Source organism: Rhodococcus sp. WB1 (assembly GCF_001700945.1).
GTDB lineage: Bacteria > Actinomycetota > Actinomycetes > Mycobacteriales > Mycobacteriaceae > Rhodococcus > Rhodococcus aetherivorans.
In genome coordinates, this window is sequence record NZ_CP015529.1 from 4,697,490 (window position 1) to 4,717,623 (window position 20,134).

Here is a 20,134-nt window from a genome sequence, read left to right on the forward strand (position 1 = left end):
GGCTGCACAACAAGGAATCTGGTGCGCATACCGATATAGCGAGTTCGAATGGTGCGCACCCGTCACTCCTGGTACCCGCTCACGTTCGCCCGGGCGACGGTAGAACACCACCGGACGGTCACCCCGGTCACGGGAGTGGCACGCCGGCCTCGTCTATCGCCAGCCACAGGCCGCCGAACTCCTCGACCTTGTGGCACAGCACCTGTCCGGGCTCCTCGTCGGCATAGAAGTACAGCGGGTGCCCGGCGTAGGTGACCTGAGCGGTCCCGTCGGAGCGCGACGTGGTGCCCAGCAGCCCCTGGTCGGCGTCACCGGCCGCGACGGGAGCACCGACGGTGAGCACCGGCGGCCACGCCACGGCACAGTCCCCGTAGCAGTCGGGGACCGTGCCTGCCTCCCGGTCGAAGATGTAGATCGCCTGGTCCCTCCGGTCGAAGAGCATTTCACCGATGGGACCGTTCGCCGTGGTGATCACCGTCGGCTCGCCGGCCGTGGTCACCGCAGGTTCCGACGCCGGGACGACATCGTAGGAGCTCTCGCCCGTCGCCCCACAGCCGGTGGCGACGAGCACCACGAGCGGGAGGAGCGCGCACCACACGGCCCCCGGCCCCCGCTCGCCGATCTGTGCCGGCATCACCGATGCTCGGGGTTCTCGAACGACGGATGACACCCGGCGTCCCACAGCGATCGCTGGTTGCCACCCACCGGAAAGCCGCCGGCCCGCACGAGCAGTGCGGCGGTGTGCATGAGGTTGTAGGTCATGAATGTGGTGTTGCGATTGGTGAAGTCGTTCTCGGGGCCGCCCGACCCCGGATCGAGGTACGAGGGACCCGGGCCGGCCTCCCCGATCCAGCCGGCGTCGGCCTGCGGCGGGATCACGTATCCGAGGTGCTGGAGGCTGTAGAGGATGTTCATCGCGCAGTGCTTGACGCCGTCCTCGTTGCCGGTGATCAGGCAACCGCCCGCGCGGCCGTAGTACGCGTACTGGCCGTGCTCGTTGAGCAGCGAGGAACAGCCGTAGAGACGTTCGACGACCTTCTTGGTGACCGACGAATTGTCACCCAGCCAGATGGGCCCGGCGATGACGAGGATGTGCGCGGCGAGGATCCGGTCGAACAACTGCGGCCATTCGTCGCTCGGCCATCCGTGCTCCGTCATGTCGGGGTACACGCCCGTCGCGATGTCGTGGTCGACGGCCCGGATCTGGTCCACCGTGACGCCTTCGCGTTCCATCAACGCCACACTGCGATCGATCAACCCCTGCGTGTTGCTGGTCTCGGGCGATCGTTTGAGCGTGCAGTTGACGAACATGGCACGCAGTCCCTCGAACTGCGGCGGTCCACCCGCGCCCTGCGACTCCTCGAACACCGGTTCGGCCATGGGTCCTCCCATACGAGATCCGCACGCCTACGATAGGCCGCGACGACACCCCGCGGAGGCGGTTCCGTGTCTCCTCTGCTGCCGGAGACCTACGGTAACGTTCGGAACATCGTTGCCCGGGGAAGGGATCGGCACCCGTGACCGACGAACTCGCGCAGCGAGGACGCGTCGTGAGCGTGCGACTCGAACCCGCGGGACCGAGCGTCAGGCCGCCTGTGCGACCTCGGCTCGGACGTCCGTGGCCACCGGGACCGACTTCTGCTTCTCCGGCTGCGTGACCGTGGAGCGCGAGGGCGCACCGCAGTTCCCCGTGGCCCGGCACAGCAGGTGCGTGGCCGCGCAGAACGCCCCGCCGAGTGCCGCCCAGAGGAGCGAACCGAACATCCACATCCCCACCACGGCTACGGCCAGCACCAGCACGCCGTCCAGCACGAAAGCCACCACGGGGTGCGCGACCAGAGGCTCGTCGTTGCCGCCCTGTCGTTCCGTCTCCATCCGCCCGTCTCCTTTCCTGCCGACTCCGTACCCGATACCCAGCCCGGACGGAATTCACACCCTCGGTGCACGAACAGGGGACGAGAGGAGCACCGCGACGATCCGGATACGCGTTCGACTGGCGAAATCGTTTTGTGATGCGATACAAATGAGTGCATAATGTGAGAGCGATCACACTGTGGTACGGCAGGGGGTACATCAGTGGTCCATACATGCGAGGGTCGGCACCGGTTACGGACCGATATCGACGACGACGCCGGCGAGTCCTACTCGCGTCTCCGGCACACGTCCGGCACGGCGGCAGGTGCGTGCATGGTGGCGGCAGCCATGGCGGTCGCCGTCACCGGTTCGGTGCTTCTCGGGCTGGCAGTCGCAGCGTCCGTCCTGGTGGCCGTAGCCATCGCCGCCATCATGATCTGACGCGCGGACCCGGCTCCCCGTTCACGCCTCGACCACCAGGAGCCAATCCCGGTCGCCGTCGACGTTCGTCCCCGGGGTGGCCACGTTTCCGTCCCGATCGATCTCCGCCGGCAGCGAAGGCGCGGCGGCATCGGCGGGATCGATCCAGCCGAGTGTCGCTCCCGGCGGAATCAGTGCACGCTCGAGCCGGATCGTGCGCTGCGTCGGCACATAGACGACGGCGAGCGAGCCGTCCGGGGTGCGTGCAGCGGTGACGTAGTCGTCGTCCAGGACGTCCACCATCTCGTCGTCCGTCGATCGGGTGCCTCGCCCGTCGAGCACGAACGGCTCGTCGACGTCCGGCACCAACTGCCACCAGGCCCACGAGGCCCACAGATCACGAATGGCCTCGAGCTGTGTGACGGCGGGTGTGTCGAGGCGCGATTCCCAGCCGTCTCGGAACTCCCAGTCGTCGGAGCCACGAAACTCCCCCGGTGATCCGGAGGTCAACGCCCACAGAGCCTGGCGCCGAAGGGTCTCGTCGGTTGTCGGCGCCGTGTCGGGCTGGTTGTTCTCGCCCTCGTAGTTTCCCTCCGAGAAGACGGCGGGGCGCGGGTCCCTGGCGCCCGCCGGTCGCTGGTAACCGTCCAGCACTGCCTTGTACGTCGGCAGATATGTGTAGACGAAGTTCCAGTCCGCCAACGGTTCCCAGAAGGGGTTGTCCGTCGAGAGCGATTTCTGGGGTCCCAGCTGTATCGAGAACGGCCTGTCCGAGCCGGCCGCCCTGATCCCTTCGAGCATGCCGCGCAACACGTGGTCGGAGTCGGAACCGGCAGCGGGATCGTCTGTCTCGGGAGAATAGTCGCCGCCGGTCATCCAGACGATGTTCGGAAACCGAGCGTATCGCTGGGCGAACATCCGGCCGTGGACGGCGGCCTGTTCGGCAGTCGCCGATGCGAACACGTCGGAAATGTTCCACCCGTCCATCGGGTAGAGGAACAGCGTGTTCCCGTGCCGGCAGGCGATCCGCAGGTACTCGTCGACACGCGCCCAGTACCGCTCGTTCCACGCCGTGATGTCACCGTCGACGAACGGTCGGATGCCGTCGAAGGTCGCTCCCTCCTCGCTCGGCCCGCCGTTGTCGGGGACGGCGACCGCAGAGATTATCGATGCGTTGAACCCGTGGGCCTCACGATTCGCGAAGTACGATTCGGCCTGCTCGGGCGACCAGTCCGCCAGGCCGGACCACGGCGAGTCTCCGCGAATCAGGATCGGATCGCCATGCTGATCTTCGAAGTAGCGGCCGTCACGACCGACAGCGGAGATGTAGCGATGGCCGGCGCTCTCGGTGACGTCGCACGCTGCGGCCGCCGGGACGGTCGCGGGCGGCGACGGCCGAACCTGCGGCCCGCCGCCATCCGAACAACTCGTCAGGCAGAGCAGGACCAGGAGGGACAGGCCGGCGGTTCCGCCTCGAAGGTCCCCGGTTCCGGCTTACCGTGAGCGTGCGGCCGAATGCTCGCGCCCGGACCGTCGCCGGCCGCACAGCACGGGGAGGGAGCACGATGAACGATCTCCTCCGGCAGGTCGCCGAACTGCGCACGGATCTGCAGGCCCTGGACCGGCGCGTGCGCTCCCTCGCCGAGGCGTTCGACCTGGTGGATCCGGTACCGGACGACGACGCCGCCGAGGCGAACCTGCGGGAGGTCATCGACGGCCTCACCGACGCCCACCTGGATCTGAGCACCGCGGACAAGCATCTCGAGACCGTCGCGTCGCACGCGGCCCGGCTCGGCGCCTGACCGCGTCGGCCGTCGCCGGGGGCCTTGCCGCGGTAGGCTCGGCCTCGCCACTGTTCGACCAGGACGGCCGGATTCGGACCGGCGCCGCAGGAGGGCAGCTATATGAACGGTGCCGTCGGCAGCGATCGGCGGATCGCCCACCACGCCGCCTCTCGGGGTGCGCCGGACACCGGGCATCTGCCGCAGCGGCCCCGAGTGGTGGTCGTCGGCGCGGGCATCGCGGGGCTGACCGCCGCCACCGCCCTCGCCGAGCGCAGCGTGGAGGTCGAGGTGCTCGAACGCGAGGCTCACCTCGGCGGGCGGGTCGGCGGGTGGCACGAGCGGCTCGACGACGGCACCGGGATCGCGATGAACCGCGGGTTCCACGCCTTCTTCCGGCAGTACTACAACCTGCGCCGGCTGCTGCGCCGCACCGACCCGGATCTGCAACGGCTGACGGCGGTCGACGACTATCCGCTCATCGACGGCGAGGGCCGGCGCGACACCTTTCGCGGGATCCCGAACACCCCTCCGTGGAACGCGCTGGTGTTCGCGTTGCGCAGCCCCACGTTCCGGCTGCAGGACCTGGTGCGCATCGACGTGCGGGCGGCGGCCCCGCTGGCGACCGTGTCCGTGCCGGAGATCTACGACCGGCTCGACGACGTCGATGCACAGACGTTCCTGCAGCGCATCCGCTTTCCAGAGGCGGCCAACCATCTGGCGTTCGAGGTGTTCTCGCGCAGCTTCTTCGCTCCCCCGGCCGGCATGTCGGCCGCCGAGCTGGCCACGATGTTCCACATCTACTTCCTCGGCTCCGCCGAGGGACTGCTCTTCGACGTGGCCACCGGCAACTTCGACACCACCCTGTGGGAGCCGCTCGGCCGGTACCTCGCGGGACACGGCGCGCGCATCCGGACGTCCACCGCGGTGACCGGCGTCGAACTCGGCGGTACCCGGACCTTCCGCGTCCACGACGGCACCGGCGGCAGCATCGACGCCGACGGCCTCGTCCTCGCGCTCGATGTGGCCGGGCTGCGCGCCCTCGTCGACGCCTCGCCGGATCTCGGCGATCCCGGATGGCGTTCCCGGGTGGACCGATTGCGTTCCGCGCCCCCGTTCCTGGTGCAGCGCCTGTGGCTGGACCGTCCCGTCGCCGCGGACCGCCCGGCATTTCTCGGCACAGGCGGCCTGCGCCCGCTCGACAATGTCAGCGTGCTCGACCGTTACGAGGAGGAGGCCCGGGCCTGGACTCGCCGCACCGGCGGCTCGGTCGTGGAACTGCACGCGTACGCCGCGACGGGAGACGCTGTCGGCGGGGCACATTCGCCCGACGACGTGCGCGCCCAGGTGCTCGCGCGCCTGCACGCGATCTATCCCGAGACCGCCGCGGCCCGCGTCGTCGAGGAACGCACCCTCTGGCGTCAGGACTGTCCGTTGTTCGGGGTGGGCGATTTCGCGCGACGGCCCACCGTCCGCACCCCGCACGAACGGTTGATGCTCGCCGGCGACGGCATCCGGATCGACCTGCCGGTGGCCCTCATGGAACGCGCGGCCACCACCGGGTGGCACGCCGCGAATTCCCTTCTCGCGCAATGGGGTGTGGCCGGACACGACCTGTACACGGTGCCCACGCAGGGCCGTTCACCCGTCCTGCGCCGGCTCGCCGCCCTGGAAAGGCACCCCGCATGAGCGTGCTCGATCCGCTGTACCGGCGCTGGCCCGACACCTGGCCCGTCCGGCCCATCGACCCGGATCGCTGGGCCGCGCAGCAACCCACCTACCGCGGTGCACGGCCCGAGCTGATCTCCGCCGTCCTCGACCGCGCCCAGCGCCGGCCGTCCGGCAACTGGTACGTCGTGGCGGCCAGCCGTGAGATCGGCGCGGACCGGCCCTTCGGCATCACGATCGCCGGCATCGAACTCGTCGCCTGGCGCGACGGCGACCGGGTGCTCGTCGGCCCCGGCGCCTGCCCCCACCTCGGCGCCCCGATGGCGCTGGCCGCGGTGGACTGCGGCGCGCTGGTCTGCCGCTGGCACGGGCTGCGCCTCGACGCCGACGGCGCCTACGGCTGGAAGCCCTTCCCCAGCCACGACGACGGGGTGCTCGTGTGGGTCCGTCTCGATCACGTCGGCGGCGAGGAGCCGACGGAACTGCCGATCGTCCCGACTCGCCCGACGGCCGGGTCCCGCATCGCCGCGGTGGCCACCCTCGTCGGTGTGTGCGAACCGGCCGACATCGTCGCCAACCGCCTCGACCCGTGGCACGGCGCCTGGTTCCACCCGTATTCGTTCGCCCGCTTGGAGGTGGTCGAGGCTCCCTCCACCCGCGGCACTGCGGACGGCGAGGACCGGTTCCTCGTCGACGTCACCTTCCGGGTCGCCGGCCGGATCGGTGTGCCGGTGCGCGCCGAATTCACCAGCCCGGACCCGCGCACCGTCGTCATGCGGATCGTGTCGGGCGAGGGCGTGGGCAGCGTGGTCGAGACCCACGCGACGCCCCTCGGTGCCGGACCGGACGGGTGGCCCCGGACCGCGATCGTCGAGGCCGTCGTCGCCGATTCCCCTCGCCCCGGGTTCGGCATCGCCACCCGGCGCGCCGCCGCCGCCCTCCGCCCCCTCATGCGGCACACGGCCACCCGGCTGTGGCGCGACGACCTGGACTACGCCGAACGGCGCTATCAACTCCGCACCGCGGCACAATCGGGCCGCGTCCCCGGCCGGTAGCCGCTGCGCGGCGGGCATCCCGCACGGATTCGGGACCGAGGACCCTGGCCCGCGGTGTGGCACGCGCGCACAGTCGAGGCATGCTCGACACCGTCCTCGACATCTTCCGGGTGCGCCAGTACTTCGACCTCCTCTCCCGCGGTCGTGACGTGGTCGAAGGCGTGCGCAGCGACGCCGGTTTTCTCGTCGACGTCGCGCGGGCGGCCCTGCGGCGGCCCTCGGGCACGCCGGACCGGGAACTGCACCCCTTTCCCCGGTTCGAGCCCTTCCGGGTCGGGCTGCAGGAGGGGGATCGGATCGCGGTGGCCGCGACAGGGGGCAGCGGAGCGCTCGCGTCTCTGGTCGGTGTGGCCCGGGCGATGGAGGAGGGTGGGATCCGGCCGGCGGTGATCTCCTTGTGCTCCGGTTCCGCGCTGTTCGGCTTCCCGATCGCGGCGGGAGTCCCCGCCGAGGAGGTCGCAGAGTTCACCCTCGCGCTGGATCCCGAGGACTATCTCGACGTCGACTGGCGTCGGCTGCTCGCCGTCGCACCGACGGTGGGCCGCGGGTTCGCCGGCATCCTGCGCGGCGATGCGATCGAGGCCACGTACCGGCGCCTGCTCGGCGACATGACGCTCGCCGCGATGCCCGTACCCGCCTACGCGCCGATCTGGAACATCGAACAGAACCGGCTCGAATACCTCGGGCCACGAACGTATCCCGACCTTCCCGTGGCCCGGGCCGTGCACATGGCGGTCGCGCTGCCGCTGTTCGTCGCGCCCGTCGAGCTCGGCGGATTCCACTGGTGTGACGGCGGGATCGTCGACATCTTCCCCGTCCACCCGCTGCTCGACCTCGAGCAGCCGTGCGAGGTCACCCTCGCCGTCAACGGCTTCTACCCACCCGGCTTCGAAGGCGAGGACGCCACCGGCTGGGCCGAGCGGCGCGCGAGCATCCTCTACATCGCCGGTCAGGTGCGCACGTCCCAGCAGGTCGAGCTGGCGCGGGAGAACCTGGCGCGGCTGCGCTCGGCCTCCCACGTCACGATGATCGAGCCGGTTCCGTACGAGAAAGTGCGGGGCGTCGGCTTCTACCGGCAGTTCCTCGGCACCCGGGACTGGCCGGAGTTCATGCAGGCCGGACGTGCCGATGCCCGGCGCGTCCTGGCGGCGTGACGAGTCGCTCGCCGGCAGCGGAACTTGTCGGTCCCCTCGGGCACTGTGTACAACGTGCCCGCACGGGTACCACTCGACAGAACGGCTCGGGAGATTCCACGGGAGGTTCGACATGGCGAACGTAACGATGTTCCGTCGGGTGATCGCACCGGCTGCGGTGGCGTTCCCCTCCTCCGCGCTGGCGGACGCCCTGCTCGCCGCGGCTGCCGCGGTGCCGCTGCACGGATCGGTGGCCGGCGCGGTGGAAGGCAGCGTGGACGACGCGGTGCGGGTGCTGACCGCCGACGAGGGCGGGTTGTTCCCGTCGCAGGCAGCGGCCATCGTCTACGAGTCCTTCGTGGCGGCGATACGGGGGCTCGACACGATCGAGACCGCGGTCGCCCTCGGCACCGTCTTCACCGCCTACCTGGACCGGCTCACCGCCGCGAATCCCGCCCCGACGGACGCCGCGGCGGCCTGACCACGTGGATCGGACCGGCCGCGACGTGCGGGTCCGCGTTTCCGGGCCCCGCCGTACCCGCCGGTCGTCGGTAGACTGGAAGACGACCCTGCCGTGCACGGCACCCAGGTATGACGAGAAGCAGGCTCGGTAGATCGTGAGTGAAGGACGGATTCGGCACGCGGTTGCGCCCGACCGGGTCGGGGCCCGGACCCACATATCCCCGTTGCGTCGGCTGAAGCAGCGGTGGCTCCGCTGGCGCCGGCGCATCGAGACGCGCCCGTCGCTGAATCTGACGTACCGCATCACCGTCGGTACCTTCGGAGCGCTCGTGTTGCTGGCCGGCGTCGTCGCCATCCCCTACCCCGGCCCGGGCTGGCTGATCGTCTTCGCCGGCCTCGGGATCCTGGCCTCGGAGTTCGCCTGGGCTCACCGTCTGCTGCACTTCGCGCGGGGCCGCTACGACCGGTTCATGCACTGGTTCGGGCAGCAGTCGCTGGTGGTGCGGGGCGCGGGAGCGCTCACGACCGGCGCGATCGTGGTCATGACGCTGTGGCTGCTGGGCACGCTCAGCCTGGCCGGCGGCTGGATCGGGGTCGACTACTCGTGGCTCGACAGCCCGCTCTAGCCGACGGCCGGACCGTCAGAGCATCCGGACCGTGTCGCCCGGATGCAGGCGTTCGACCCGGCCGCGGCATTCGATCTCGATCGGCCGCTGGATGCCCGCACCTGCACTGACCTCGACCTGCCGACCGGAGATCCGCACCTGCAGGTGGTGCCCCCGATAGAAGATCGGGAATTCGAGCGCGCCGAGTTCCTCCGGCCACTCCGGGCCGAAGACCAGGCGGTCCCCCCGCGCCTCGAGCCCGGAGAAGCAACGCTGCAGCAGGTCGACGCTGCCGGCCATGGCCGCGAGATGAATCCCCTCCGAGGTGGTGCCCCCCTGGATGTCGGCGATGTCGGACGCCAGCACCCGGTCGAAGAACTCCATGGCCTGACCGCGATGCGCCCGGGCCAGAACCCACGAGTGGACCACCGCGCTCAGCGTCGACCCGTGTGACGTCCGCGCCATGTAGTAGTCGATCGTCCGCGGAATGGTTTCGCCCGTCAGCTGGTAGCCGAGCCGCTCGAACAGCTCCCGCAGTTCGTCCGCCGACAGCAGGTAGAACAGCATGAGCACGTCGGCCTGCTTCGACGCGCGGTAGCGGTTGACGTCGTCGCCCTCGGCCTCGAGGAGCCGGTCGAGACGCTGGATGTCGCCGTGCCGGCGCCGGTATCCCTCCCAGTCGAGTTCGGCCAGGTCCCCGTAGCCCTCGAACTGGCTGATGACCTGATCGTGGAAGGGCACGAACATGCGGCGGCTGACGTCCTCCCAACGCGCCGTCTCGCGAGCGGTCAGGCCGAGGGTGTCGACCAGTTCGGTGCGGATCCGCAGCGGGATGATCTCCAGCGCCTCGAGCGCGCGCAGGATCACCCACACCGCCATGACGTTGGTGTAGGCGTTGTTGTCGATCCCGTCGAAGGGCGCGTCGGGATAGCCGGAGTGGAACTCGTCGGGGCCGATGACGCCGCGGATGACGTACCGATCACGGGCGCGGTCGTACGTGGCGAGATCGGCGAAGAACCGGGCGATCTCCACCAGCATCTCGGCCCCGTACTCCGCGAGGAACCCCAGATCCCCGGTCACCTGGTAGTACTGCCACACGTTGTGCGCGACCGCGACCCCGATGTGGTGCTGGCGCCAGCTCGCGTCGGGATTCCACCGTCCCGACTTCGGATTGAGGTGCACCTGCTGGCTCTCCTCGCGGCCGTCGCTGCCGGACTGCCACGGGAACATCGCGCCGCTGTGACCCGCCTCCCGCGCCGCGCGGCGGGCCTCGTCCAGGCGGCGGTGGCGGTAGCGCAGGAGCGAACGGGTCAACCCCGGCAACCTCAGGTTCAGCACCGGCAGCACGAACAGCTCGTCCCAGAAGATGTGCCCTCGATACGCCTCGCCGTGCAGGCCGCGCGCCGGTACGCCGACGTCGAGATCCGCGGTGTTCGGCGACAGCGTCTGCAGCATCTGCAGCAGGTGCAGCCGCACTATCCGCAGGCCTTCGCCGTCGCCCCCGAGGAAGATGTCCACGCGGTCCCACAGGTGCACCCAGGCGAGTACGTGCCCCTCGAGCGTTTCCTCGAAGCGCCCCGTGCGGGCCAGCCAGCGCGTGGCCTCCTCCGACGGCTCGGACACCGCCTGGTCACGCCCGGTGAACAGGGTGGCCATCTTCTCCAGGGTCACGGGCTCCCCGGCCGCGACATCGAGCGCGATGATGTGCCCGACCCGCCCTCCCGAGTCGAGGAGGGTGTACTCGGCGGGGATCCGTTCGTCGTCGCGCCAGAGCGTGCTGCGAGCCGCCACGGCGACGGGGATGCGGGACTGGTTGGTCTGCACCGTCAGGCACACCGAGTCCTCGGACAACCGGGCGGTGTGCAGCAATCGGAGATGATCGCCGGCCAGGTGCCGGTAGCGCTCGACGAGAGTGTTGCGGACCGCGCCGTCGACCTCCGACCGGATCTCGAGCCGCCCCGACCAGTCCTCCGGGACGATCGTCGTCTCGAGGCCGCACACGTGCGGCTGGTGCATCGCGACGAACCGGCGCTGCACGACCGTCGTCGTGCGGCCCGCACCGTCGCGGAATCGGAACCGCCGGGTGAGCACGGCCCGGCGCAGATCGAGATACTGGCAGTACTCCCGCACTTCGACGCAGTCGATGTCGAACCACTCGCCGCCGTCGATGCGGAAGGTGACCGGCAGCCAGTTCGGCAGGTTCACCATGCTCTCGTTGTCGATGGTGCGGCCCGCCACCTCGTCCGTCAGGCGGTTGAAGATCCCGGCGGCGTACGTGCCGGGGTAGTGCACGGCACCGGCGCGGGATTCGGGGGCGCAGCCACGAGTGGCGAAGTACCCGTTGCCGACCGTGCACACGGCCTCGCGCAGTTTCTCGGCCGGCGGATCGTAACCCTCGAAGTACAGGGTCCAGGCGTCGTGACGCGGGCCGACCTCCTGGTCCTCGCCCCACAGCTCGGCGAGCCGCTGCAGCAGCCGCCGGACCTGTTCGGGGCCGTCCACCGAGAACTGTGCCGCCGAGCGACGGTCGCCGTCCTCGGTGTGGCGCACCACGATTCCGAGTCCGGTGCCGGCCAGCGCGTCGAACGCGTCCTCGTCGGTGATGTCGTCACCGATGTAGACCGGGATCGGGTTGTCCTCGTCGCGCACGTGCTCGAGCACCCATTCGAGAGCCCGGCCCTTGTCCCAGTCGACGTCGGGGCGGATCTCGACGACCTTGCGACCGGTCGTGACCCGGAGGTGGTCCTCGGCGGCGGCGACCTCGTGCACCGCGGCGACGAGTCCCTCCTCGCGGTCCGGAGCGACGTTGCGGTAGTGCACGGCGACGGTGAACCGCTTGTGTTCGATCACCGCGCCCGGCACGTCGGCGAGCCGTTCCTGCAGCGCGGCGGCGGCCCGCTCGAGGTAGGGCACGGCGGCCAGGGCCGCATCGTTCTGCTGGTGCTGCCCGTCGGGGCCGATCAGTTCGAAGCCGTGACTTCCCGCGTACCACAGGCCCGGAAGACCGACCCGGGTCTGCACGTCGGCGAGGTCGCGTCCCGAAATGACGGCGACGGTGCATTCGCTCGCCAGGGAAGACAGCACCGCCGCCGCACCGTCGACCAGCGTGGCGGCCGCGGGATCGTTCACAATCTCGGACAGCGTGCCGTCGAAGTCGAGGAAGACGGCGGGCCGGCGTGTGCCGAGCAAGGCGGTCAGCTGCTGGAGCGACGCCAACGCGTCCGGGATCTCCGACATGCGCCGGTCGCCGGTGCGCACCACCAGCTCGGCGAGGTCGTCGACCACCACGTCGGCGCCGCGGCGCCGCAGTTCGTCGCGATGATGGACCCGGTCCACGCCGACGACGAGACCGAACCCGCCGTGCCGGCCCGCGGCGACGCCCGCCTCCGCGTCCTCGACGACGACGGACCGGGCCGGGTGGACCCCGAGCCGGTGGGCGGCCTCGAGCATGGCCGCCGGATCGGGCTTGCCGGGCAACCCGAGTTCGTCGGAGACCACGCCGTCGACCCGGACGCCGAACAGGTCGGCGAGCCCGGCGGCCTCGAGCACGAGCGTGCAGTTGCGGCTCGAGGTGACGACCGCGGTGCCCAGCCCGAGGCTCTGGACCCGGCGCACGAGATCGACGCTGGACTCGAACACCGGGACACCGTCGCGGTGGATCCGCTCGCGGAACATCTCGTCCTTGCGGGCACCGAGCCCACACACGGTCTCGACGTCCGGGCCGTCGTCGGGGTCCCCCCACGGCAGCGTGATGCCGCGCGAGGCAAGGAAATCGGCGACGCCGTCGACGCGCGGCTTGCCGTCGACGAACTTGCGGTAGTCCTCGTCGGTGAACTCGCGATGCTCCTCGCCGTCGCGTTCGGGACGACGCGAGAGATACCGGTCGAAGAGTTCCTTCCACGCCCCGGCGTGGACCGCCGCGGTGTCGGTGACCACCCCGTCGAGGTCGAAGATCACCGCGTCGTGACGGCGGGGGTCGATCACCGGTCCACTCATCGTCATCTCCCGGTCGATTCGTGCATGTGGGCCTGCTCCCTGTACTCGCTCGACAGGCCCACTATCCCACGGCGACCGGCATCGCTCCGGGCCGTTCACTCAGGCTCTTTCGGGTGGAAGGGCCGCGGCACGCAGCGATCGCCTCCCTCGGCAACGACGACCCCGGCCTCCTGAACGAGGTGCGAGCGCTGCCCTACCGAGGCTGCACGCCAATGGCATCCACGTCGACCGCACCGACGACTACACCCACGAACCGCAACCGCATCGCGCCATCGATAACCACCCCCGTCGCGTGCAGTCTCCGGACGTCGACCTTCGCGACGACGGTGTGGTCGATCATGCAGCGCCGAGGCCGACCAGGGCGATCGTCAAGGGCAGGAGAACGATGATCAGGATCGCACCCACGATGTCGAAGATCACCCCGCTTCGAATCATCGTGGTGATCGGAACGGCCCCGGAGCCGTAGACCACGGCGTTCTGCGGCGTCGAGACCGGAAGCATGAAGCCGAACGACGCAGCGAACGTGGCCGCGAGCGCCGGCACGAAGGGGTTGACACCGGCCGCCACCGCCACCGGAATCACGATCGGCACCACGACCGCCGCCGACGCCGTGTTGCTCGTCGTCTCCGATACGGCGATGGCCAGCACGACGGCGAAGACCGTGATGGCGACGACGCTCGTCAGGCCCAGCGAGTCCGCGACGGATGTGCCGATCGTCTCGGCGAGGCCGGTGTCGGCGAGCAGGGAGCCGAAGATGATGCCGGTGCCGAACAGCACGATCGTGCCCCAGTCGATCTCCGCTGCGTCTCGCCAGCGCAGCGTGAACTCGCGATTCTCCCAATCGGTCGGCAGAAGGTAGAGCAACGCCGCCCCGAAGACCGCGACCATGCCCTCGTCGAGCCGGTCGCTGATCGTGCTGTAGAGGTCCGAGTCGTTGCCGGCGATCACCGCGACGACACCGGGCAGGATCCACAGCGTCACCGTGACTCCGAAGGCGATGAGCGTGTTCTTCTCGGCACGAGACAGCGGACCCATTTCCGCGCGCTGCTGCGCCAGGTAGTCGGCGACGCCCTCGATACGTCGGATCTCGGGCTTGTTCAGGCGCAGCAGGATGACGGCGAGCGCGATGAACATCGACAGACAGATCGGGATGGCGATCACCATCCACTGCCCGAAGCTGATCCGCTCTCCCGTGGCCTCCTCGATGAGCCCGCGTCCGATGAGGTTGGGTGGGCTCCCGACCGGCGTCAGCAGGCCGCCCACGCTTGCTCCGTACGCGAGCATCAGCATGATCGCGGCGCCCACCCGGACGCGAAGCGGGTCGAAGTCGGGTGCGACGACGCCGCGGTTCTGCATGAGCTTCGCGATGACGCCGAGGATGCCCAGCGCCGTGGGCAGCAGCATCGCGACGGTCGCGGTGTTGGATACGAAGGCCGAGAGCCCGCACGTGATCGCGCCGAAGGCGATGATCACCCCGGTGGTGGACTGGCCCACACGCGGCAGGGTCAGGATGCGGAACGCGAACCGACGCGCCACGCCGTGTTTGAGCATCGCCTGAGCGAGGATGAACGCTCCGATGAAAGTGAAGATCGTCGACGACCCGAACGCTGCGAGGACTTCGTCGGCCGGCGCCACCCCCAGAAAGACCACGACCGCCACACCGAGCAGTCCGGTGATCGGGATCGGCATCGCCTCGCTCACCCACAGCAGGATGACGCCGAGCAGCACACCGGCCAACGTCTGCTGTTGCGGCGGTATGTCGATCGGCAGGGCGAGGAAGACGATCGCGATCAGCGGCGCGAGAAACAGCCCAATCGTGCGGCGGCCCTTCTCGAACCGCTCCTCGGCGGGTGAGAGCCGCTGTTCGCCGAGGCTGCGATAGGTGGCGTGCCCGAGCAACGCCTTGTCGACGTCGGTTCGGTCGCCCTGGTTCTCAGCTGTCATGGCCCCTTCCCCACGACGTGGATCGGTACGGACGGAGTACCCATCTCCGAGCGCGCTAGTCGCAGCGCGGGATGTTTTTTCGGATACCGGCACCTCCTCGGGTGGTGGTCGGAGCGCAGTCGGATCACTGTGACCGTGACCTGGAGCGCGGCGTCACGCCGGGTGGAACCTCCCATGCGGCAGGGGTGCGCGCAGCATAGCGGCGTGCTTCGTCCATCAGGGTGCGTGCGGGTGGCGTGAGGTGCGTCCGCCGGGAGACGGCCGCGACGTGGAGATACGACTCGGGGATGATGCGGTGCACGCGCGCACCTGCTTGACGTGCCGAGGGGGCCCAGGAGGACGGCATCACGGCTTGACCGAACCCACTGAGGACCATGGGCATGATCGACGTGCGGTGCGCGACCTCGGCGACGATGGTGGCTTCGACGCCACTGGCGAGGACCTCGTCGACCAGGGTCCGCATCAACGATCCACGCTGCGAGACGATCAACCGGAATCCGGACAGCTCGGATCTGCGGATCTCGGGGCGGTCCGGGGTGTCCGCGTTCGGACCGGAGATCAGGATCAGCGGCTGGCTTTCGAGCGCGACGACGTCGAGTTCAGCAGCACGAACTTCCTCAGGGGATCCGAGAATGCCCACCTCACAGATGCCGGTGCGGACCGCGTGCAGAACCTCGTCGGGCGTGAAGGCCGCCTCGGCGTTGATGATCACCGACGGATAGGTGTGGCTGAAGCTGGTCAGGATCGTGGTGAGCGGCTCGATCCCGGGCGACGGCATTGTGATCAGATCGACGCGGCCGCTGCGCAGCCCTTTCAACGCCTCGACGGAGGCTTTGGCGTCTTCGAGGTCTCGCAGGACCACGCGGGCCGGACCGATGAGCGTGCGGCCGGCGTCGCTGAGCACCAGCCGACGGCCGACTCGGTGGAACAGGGGAACGCCGAGTTCGCGCTCGAGTGCAGCGATGGACTGGGACAGGGACGGCTGGGCGATCAACAGGGTTTCCGCGGCACGGTTGATGCCACCCTCGTCGACCACCGCCAGGAAGTACCTCAGCTGCCGTGCGTCCATCCGAACCTCGTCTCCGATACCGACCCGGGTCGCCCCGTGGTGCGCATCCACTCACCGCACTCGTCCTACCTGCGAAGATACCCGCCAATTAGGCAAAACCTATAAGGCGGATCGAGTCTTCGTCATGGACGCCCCATTGCCGTGACGGGTTAATGGAGACATCACGCACTGTGATCAGCACAACACGATGGAGGCACCGGCATGGCACCGCAGACGTTCAAGATCGCATCGATCCCCGCCGATGGCGTCGGCAAGGAGGTCGTCGCAGCAGGACGGCGCGTGCTCGACGTCCTCGCCGAACAATCCGGCGGGCGATTCGCCTTCGAGTGGGAAGAATTCCCTTGGGGCTGCGAGTACTTCGCACAGACCGGAAAGATGATGGCCGACGACGGCCTGGAAACCCTGAAGGCATTCGACGCCATCTACTTCGGCGCGGTCGGATGGGAGAACGTCCCCGACCACATCAGCCTGTGGGGCCTGCGCCTGAACATCACCCAGAACTTCGATCAATGGGCCAACGTCCGGCCCGTAAAGTTCCTGCCCGGCGTGCAGTCCCCGTTGCGCAAGGCCGACGACACCGAACTCGACTGGGTCGTCGTCCGCGAGAACAGCGAGGGTGAGTACGCCGGCCTCGGCGGGCGCAACCTCAGCGGCCGCGGACCGGGCAACGAGGTCGCACTGCAGACCGCTCTGTTCACCGAGAAGGGTTGCGAGCGAATCATGCGATTCGCCTTCGATCTGGCCCGCACCCGCACGGTGAAGAAGGTATCGAGCGTGACCAAGTCCAATGCTCAGCAGTACGGCATGGTTCTGTGGGACGAGGTCTTCGACCGCGTTGCCGCCGACTACCCGGACGTGGCCACCGAGAGCGTCCTCGTCGACGCCATGAGCGCGAAGTTCATCCTGCACCCCGAGGACCTGTCCGTGGTCGTCGCGTCGAACCTCAACGCCGACATCCTCTCCGACCTCGGCTCCGCGCTCGCCGGCAGCCTCGGCGTGGCCTCGAGCGCGAACCTGAATCCCGAACGTCGCTTCCCGAGCATGTTCGAACCCGTTCACGGCTCCGCCCCCGACATCGCCGGCCAGGGCATCAGCAACCCGATCGGCGCGATCGCCAGCGCCGCCCTCATGCTCGACCATTTCGGACTGCACGACGAGGCCCGCCGCATCGAGGCCGCCATCGAAACAGCCACCGGCAGTGGCGCCCTCACCCGCGACATCGGTGGAACCGCGGACACCGGCACGGTCACCGAGGCCATCGTCACCGCCCTGCAGAGCGCGCTCGCCCCCGCCTGACAGCGCTTCTCCCGCAGCCACCCCGGTCCGGCACGCTCTGCCGGACCGGGGCCCCGGATCCGGCCGTGCCCACCCGACCTTCCGCCCGAAACTCTCACCCGAGGTGCATGTCATGCAAACACCCAGTAGCGCAGCGAGTTCCCCACCGGCGACTGTGAAGAAGCCTTGGTACAGACAACTGTACTTCTGGGTCCTGATCGCCATCGTGCTCGGCATTCTCGTCGGATGGCTCTGGCCTGACACCGGCGAGGCCATGGAACCGATCGGCACCACCTTCATCACCGCGATGAAGATGCTGATCTGCCCGATCGTGTTCCTCACCATCGTCGGCGGCATCGCGAGCGTCGCGGACCTGAAGAAGGTGGGGGTGACCGGAATCAAGGCACTGACCTACTTCCAGGTCGGCACCATCATCGCCATGATCACCGGCCTGGTGGCCATCAACATCTTCCGCCTCGGCGACGGTGTGAACGCCGACGCGGCCTCTCTCGAAACCACCGACTCCGCCGAGACGCTGATCAAGAGCGGCGAAGAGAAACAGTGGTGGGAGTTCATCACCCACCTGGTCCCGGACAGCGTCCTCGGTCCGTTCGTCGAGGGCGACATCCTCCAGGTCATCTTCCTCGCCGTCATCTTCGGCGTCGCGATCAACGCGGTCGGACAGGTCGCGGCACCGATCCGGGACGCCGTCGAACGCCTCACCGCGGTGATCTTCAAGGTGCTCGGTTTCATCATGAAGCTCGCTCCGCTCGGCGCATTCGGCGCGATGGCCTTCGCCATCGGAAAGTACGGCGTTTCCACCCTCACCAGCCTGGGCAGCCTGATCCTGCTGTTCTACGTCACCTCCGCGTTCTTCGTGATCGTGGTCCTCGGATCGGTCATGGCGTACCTGCGGCTCAACATCTTCCGCATGCTCGGATTCTTCAAGGAAGAACTCCTGCTCATCCTGGGCACCTCCACAGCCGAGCCCGCCCTGCCCGGCCTGATGCGGAAGATGGAGTATGCCGGCGTCAAGAAGACCACCGTCGGACTGGTCGTTCCCACCGGCTACAGCTTCAACCTCGACGGCGCCGCCATCTACCTCTCCCTCGCCGCCCTGTACATCGCGCAGGCCACCAACACCGACCTGTCGATCCCCCAGCAACTCGGACTGCTCGGTGTCATGCTGCTCACCTCGAAGGGCGCAGCGGGCGTAGCCGGAGGCGGATTCATCGCCCTGACCGCAACCTTGAGCACCCTCGGCACCATTCCCGCCGCCGGCATCATGCTGATCTTCGGCATCGACAAATTCATGTCCGAGTGCCGCGCCCTGGTCAACTTCATCGGCAACGCCGTCGCCACCCTGTTCGTCGCCAAGTGGAACCACGAACTCGATGTCGACCGGGCCCGCCGCGTCTTCGCCGGCGAGGTACTCCCCCCACCAGCCGGGGAGACCGAGAACGACTTCGACATGGAGATCCTCGAACAGGAACCCCGGGACAGGCACCGTCACGACCCACATCGCGACAACACCGCCCCCGCCCTCTTCGCCGAGGCCGACGCAGTCCGCATCGACCACGAACGCCTCGACGACGCGCACACCGCCCGGCACTGAACGACGCATACACCACACACCCGGAAAGGCTGACGATGAGGGTTCTGGTCGCCCCCGACAAGTTCAAGGGGTCACTTTCCGCGGCGGAGGTCGCCGAGCATCTGGCGACCGGACTTTCCGCGGCGGGCATCGACAGTCGGCGGCTTCCCCTCGCCGACGGCGGTGACGGAAGCGTCGACGCAGCGGTGGCCGGCGGGTTCACTCCCCATCCGGTGACCGTGGCCGGAGCAACCGGAACGCCGCACTATGGCCGAATCGGCGTCCACGACGGCACCGCTGTGGTCGAAGTCGCCGACACCTGCGGGCTCGCCACCCTCCCGAGCGGCCGAAGGGCCCCCCTCGACGCGTCGAGCCTCGGAATGGGGCAGGCGATCGGCCACGCCCTGCGCCACCACCCCGTCCGGTTGGTCCTCGCCCTGGGCGGCAGCGCCAGCACCGACGGTGGCATGGGAATGCTCGCGGCGCTGGGCTTCGTCTTCTACGACAGCAACGGCCGGCAGCTACGGGCCTGCGGGCGAACCCTGCGCCAGGTCCACACGGTCGACGCCTCCCGGGCGGTGAACCTGACCGGCATCGAGATCGTGGTCGCCGGTGATGTCACCAACCCGCTGACCGGCCCGACCGGCGCGGCGGCGGTGTACGGGCCCCAGAAGGGCGCCGACCCCGCCACCGTGCGCTACCTCGACGACGGCCTGGAGAACCTGGTCGACGCGTTCACCCGGAGCGGCTGTCCCCAGGCCAGGGCGGTGGCCGACTCCGCAGGGGCCGGCAGTGCCGGCGGCATCGGGTTCGCCGCCATGCTGCTCGGCGCCCGGATGGTGTCCGGCGCCGAGTTCTTCCTCGAACTGCTCGACTTCGACGGCTACCTTCCCGGCGCCGACCTGGTGATCACCGGCGAGGGCAGCATCGACGAGCAGACCGAACACGGCAAACTGCTGACCGTCCTGGCTCGCCGCGCCCACCCGGTCCCGGTGATCGCCGTTGCCGGCCGCAACAGCCTGCCCCGGTCACGCTGGCAGCAAGCGGGTTTCAGCCGAATCTGTGCACTCGGCGACTACACCGACCGGGATACCTCGACGGACCCCGCCCTGACGGGCCGGCTCCTCACTCGCATCGCGCGAGAGATCGCGCACACCTACGACACGCGGCTTCCCTCCGCCGCCGGCCCTCTCGTACCCCCCGCCGGCAATGCCCGCTACCGGCACACTGCCGAGAGCGCGCGCTGAGCTCCCGCCCACCCCGACGGCGCCCCGACAA

Annotated in this window: 16 protein-coding genes; 9 read left to right on the forward strand and 7 right to left on the reverse strand. The window is 69.1% G+C overall.

Going from position 1 to position 20,134, the window contains the following annotated elements; genetic code table 11:
* Positions 1–127: 127 nt before the first annotated feature.
* The 4 genes from A4U64_RS20970 to A4U64_RS20985 form a co-directional block, all read right to left on the reverse strand.
* Positions 128–634, reverse strand: a complete 507-nt coding sequence (locus tag A4U64_RS20970; RefSeq protein WP_006943359.1) for a COG4315 family predicted lipoprotein — start codon at positions 632–634, stop codon at positions 128–130.
* Positions 634–1,380 carry a flavodoxin family protein gene (locus A4U64_RS20975; protein WP_037200461.1) on the reverse strand — a complete coding sequence of 249 codons (747 nt, stop codon included), beginning with the start codon at positions 1,378–1,380 and terminating at the stop codon, positions 634–636. Before A4U64_RS20975 ends, A4U64_RS20970 begins: the two co-directional genes overlap by 1 nt.
* A gap of 204 nt (positions 1,381–1,584) precedes the next feature.
* Positions 1,585–1,875 (reverse strand): hypothetical protein, encoded by a 291-nt coding sequence (locus A4U64_RS20980; protein WP_043797559.1) that lies wholly within the window; start codon positions 1,873–1,875, stop codon positions 1,585–1,587.
* A 441-nt stretch (positions 1,876–2,316) separates the two neighbouring features.
* A complete protein-coding gene (locus A4U64_RS20985) occupies positions 2,317–3,732 on the reverse strand; it encodes an apiosidase-like domain-containing protein (protein ID WP_043797563.1) in 1,416 nt (471 codons plus the stop codon).
* A gap of 107 nt (positions 3,733–3,839) precedes the next feature.
* On the opposite strand from A4U64_RS20985, the gene A4U64_RS20990 reads away from it, so the two are divergent.
* From A4U64_RS20990 to A4U64_RS21015, 6 genes are all read left to right on the forward strand, one after another.
* Positions 3,840–4,076, forward strand: coding sequence for a hypothetical protein (locus tag A4U64_RS20990; protein WP_043797567.1), 237 nt, complete (start codon positions 3,840–3,842; stop codon positions 4,074–4,076).
* 102 nt (positions 4,077–4,178) lie between these two features.
* The gene (locus A4U64_RS20995; RefSeq protein ID WP_065923064.1) at positions 4,179–5,744 is read left to right on the forward strand and encodes an FAD-dependent oxidoreductase; all 1,566 of its coding nucleotides are present in this window, start codon (positions 4,179–4,181) and stop codon (positions 5,742–5,744) included.
* The gene (locus A4U64_RS21000) at positions 5,741–6,778 is read left to right on the forward strand and encodes a DUF5914 domain-containing protein (protein ID WP_043797571.1); all 1,038 of its coding nucleotides are present in this window, start codon (positions 5,741–5,743) and stop codon (positions 6,776–6,778) included. Before A4U64_RS20995 ends, A4U64_RS21000 begins: the two co-directional genes overlap by 4 nt.
* Before the next feature lie 80 nt (positions 6,779–6,858).
* Positions 6,859–7,932 (forward strand): patatin-like phospholipase family protein, encoded by a 1,074-nt coding sequence (locus A4U64_RS21005; protein WP_043797574.1) that lies wholly within the window; start codon positions 6,859–6,861, stop codon positions 7,930–7,932.
* Between the two features lie 112 nt (positions 7,933–8,044).
* A complete protein-coding gene (locus A4U64_RS21010) occupies positions 8,045–8,392 on the forward strand; it encodes a hypothetical protein (protein WP_174824746.1) in 348 nt (115 codons plus the stop codon).
* Between the two features lie 205 nt (positions 8,393–8,597).
* Entirely contained in the window at positions 8,598–8,999 is a 402-nt protein-coding gene (locus tag A4U64_RS21015) for a TIGR02611 family protein (protein WP_006943381.1), read from the forward strand.
* A gap of 15 nt (positions 9,000–9,014) precedes the next feature.
* Here A4U64_RS21015 and otsB read toward each other — a convergent pair whose 3' ends face one another.
* From otsB to A4U64_RS21030, 3 genes are all read right to left on the reverse strand, one after another.
* The gene (otsB, locus tag A4U64_RS21020; RefSeq protein ID WP_065923545.1) at positions 9,015–12,974 is read right to left on the reverse strand and encodes a trehalose-phosphatase; all 3,960 of its coding nucleotides are present in this window, start codon (positions 12,972–12,974) and stop codon (positions 9,015–9,017) included.
* 336 nt (positions 12,975–13,310) lie between these two features.
* The gene (locus A4U64_RS21025) at positions 13,311–14,918 is read right to left on the reverse strand and encodes an SLC13 family permease (protein WP_006943387.1); all 1,608 of its coding nucleotides are present in this window, start codon (positions 14,916–14,918) and stop codon (positions 13,311–13,313) included.
* A gap of 124 nt (positions 14,919–15,042) precedes the next feature.
* Positions 15,043–15,987, reverse strand: coding sequence for a LysR family transcriptional regulator (locus tag A4U64_RS21030; RefSeq protein WP_029540818.1), 945 nt, complete (start codon positions 15,985–15,987; stop codon positions 15,043–15,045).
* A gap of 201 nt (positions 15,988–16,188) precedes the next feature.
* On the opposite strand from A4U64_RS21030, the gene A4U64_RS21035 reads away from it, so the two are divergent.
* The 3 genes from A4U64_RS21035 (at position 16,189) to A4U64_RS21045 (ending at position 20,103) form a co-directional block, all read left to right on the forward strand.
* Positions 16,189–17,283 (forward strand): tartrate dehydrogenase, encoded by a 1,095-nt coding sequence (locus A4U64_RS21035; protein WP_006943389.1) that lies wholly within the window; start codon positions 16,189–16,191, stop codon positions 17,281–17,283.
* Between the two features lie 112 nt (positions 17,284–17,395).
* Positions 17,396–18,877 (forward strand): C4-dicarboxylate transporter DctA, encoded by a 1,482-nt coding sequence (gene dctA / locus A4U64_RS21040; RefSeq protein ID WP_037200455.1) that lies wholly within the window; start codon positions 17,396–17,398, stop codon positions 18,875–18,877.
* 35 nt (positions 18,878–18,912) lie between these two features.
* On the forward strand, positions 18,913–20,103 hold the full coding sequence (locus A4U64_RS21045) for a glycerate kinase (RefSeq protein WP_065923065.1): 1,191 nt from the start codon (positions 18,913–18,915) through the stop codon (positions 20,101–20,103).
* Positions 20,104–20,134: the final 31 nt, after the last annotated feature.

Excerpts from the sequence above, each read along its gene's own strand:
- A4U64_RS20970 (WP_006943359.1), bottom strand. The coding sequence starts at position 634 with ATGCCGGCACAGATCGGCGAGCGGGGGCCGGGGGCCGTGTGGTGCGCG.
- A4U64_RS20975 (WP_037200461.1), bottom strand. The coding sequence starts at position 1,380 with ATGGCCGAACCGGTGTTCGAGGAGTCGCAGGGCGCGGGTGGACCGCCG.
- A4U64_RS20980 (WP_043797559.1), bottom strand. The coding sequence starts at position 1,875 with ATGGAGACGGAACGACAGGGCGGCAACGACGAGCCTCTGGTCGCGCAC.
- A4U64_RS20990 (WP_043797567.1), top strand. The coding sequence starts at position 3,840 with ATGAACGATCTCCTCCGGCAGGTCGCCGAACTGCGCACGGATCTGCAG.
- A4U64_RS20995 (WP_065923064.1), top strand. The coding sequence starts at position 4,179 with ATGAACGGTGCCGTCGGCAGCGATCGGCGGATCGCCCACCACGCCGCC.
- A4U64_RS21000 (WP_043797571.1), top strand. The coding sequence starts at position 5,741 with ATGAGCGTGCTCGATCCGCTGTACCGGCGCTGGCCCGACACCTGGCCC.
- A4U64_RS21005 (WP_043797574.1), top strand. The coding sequence starts at position 6,859 with ATGCTCGACACCGTCCTCGACATCTTCCGGGTGCGCCAGTACTTCGAC.
- A4U64_RS21010 (WP_174824746.1), top strand. The coding sequence starts at position 8,045 with ATGGCGAACGTAACGATGTTCCGTCGGGTGATCGCACCGGCTGCGGTG.
- otsB (WP_065923545.1), bottom strand. The coding sequence starts at position 12,974 with ATGAGTGGACCGGTGATCGACCCCCGCCGTCACGACGCGGTGATCTTC.
- A4U64_RS21025 (WP_006943387.1), bottom strand. The coding sequence starts at position 14,918 with ATGACAGCTGAGAACCAGGGCGACCGAACCGACGTCGACAAGGCGTTG.
- A4U64_RS21030 (WP_029540818.1), bottom strand. The coding sequence starts at position 15,987 with ATGGACGCACGGCAGCTGAGGTACTTCCTGGCGGTGGTCGACGAGGGT.
- A4U64_RS21035 (WP_006943389.1), top strand. The coding sequence starts at position 16,189 with ATGGCACCGCAGACGTTCAAGATCGCATCGATCCCCGCCGATGGCGTC.
- dctA (WP_037200455.1), top strand. The coding sequence starts at position 17,396 with ATGCAAACACCCAGTAGCGCAGCGAGTTCCCCACCGGCGACTGTGAAG.
- A4U64_RS21045 (WP_065923065.1), top strand. The coding sequence starts at position 18,913 with ATGAGGGTTCTGGTCGCCCCCGACAAGTTCAAGGGGTCACTTTCCGCG.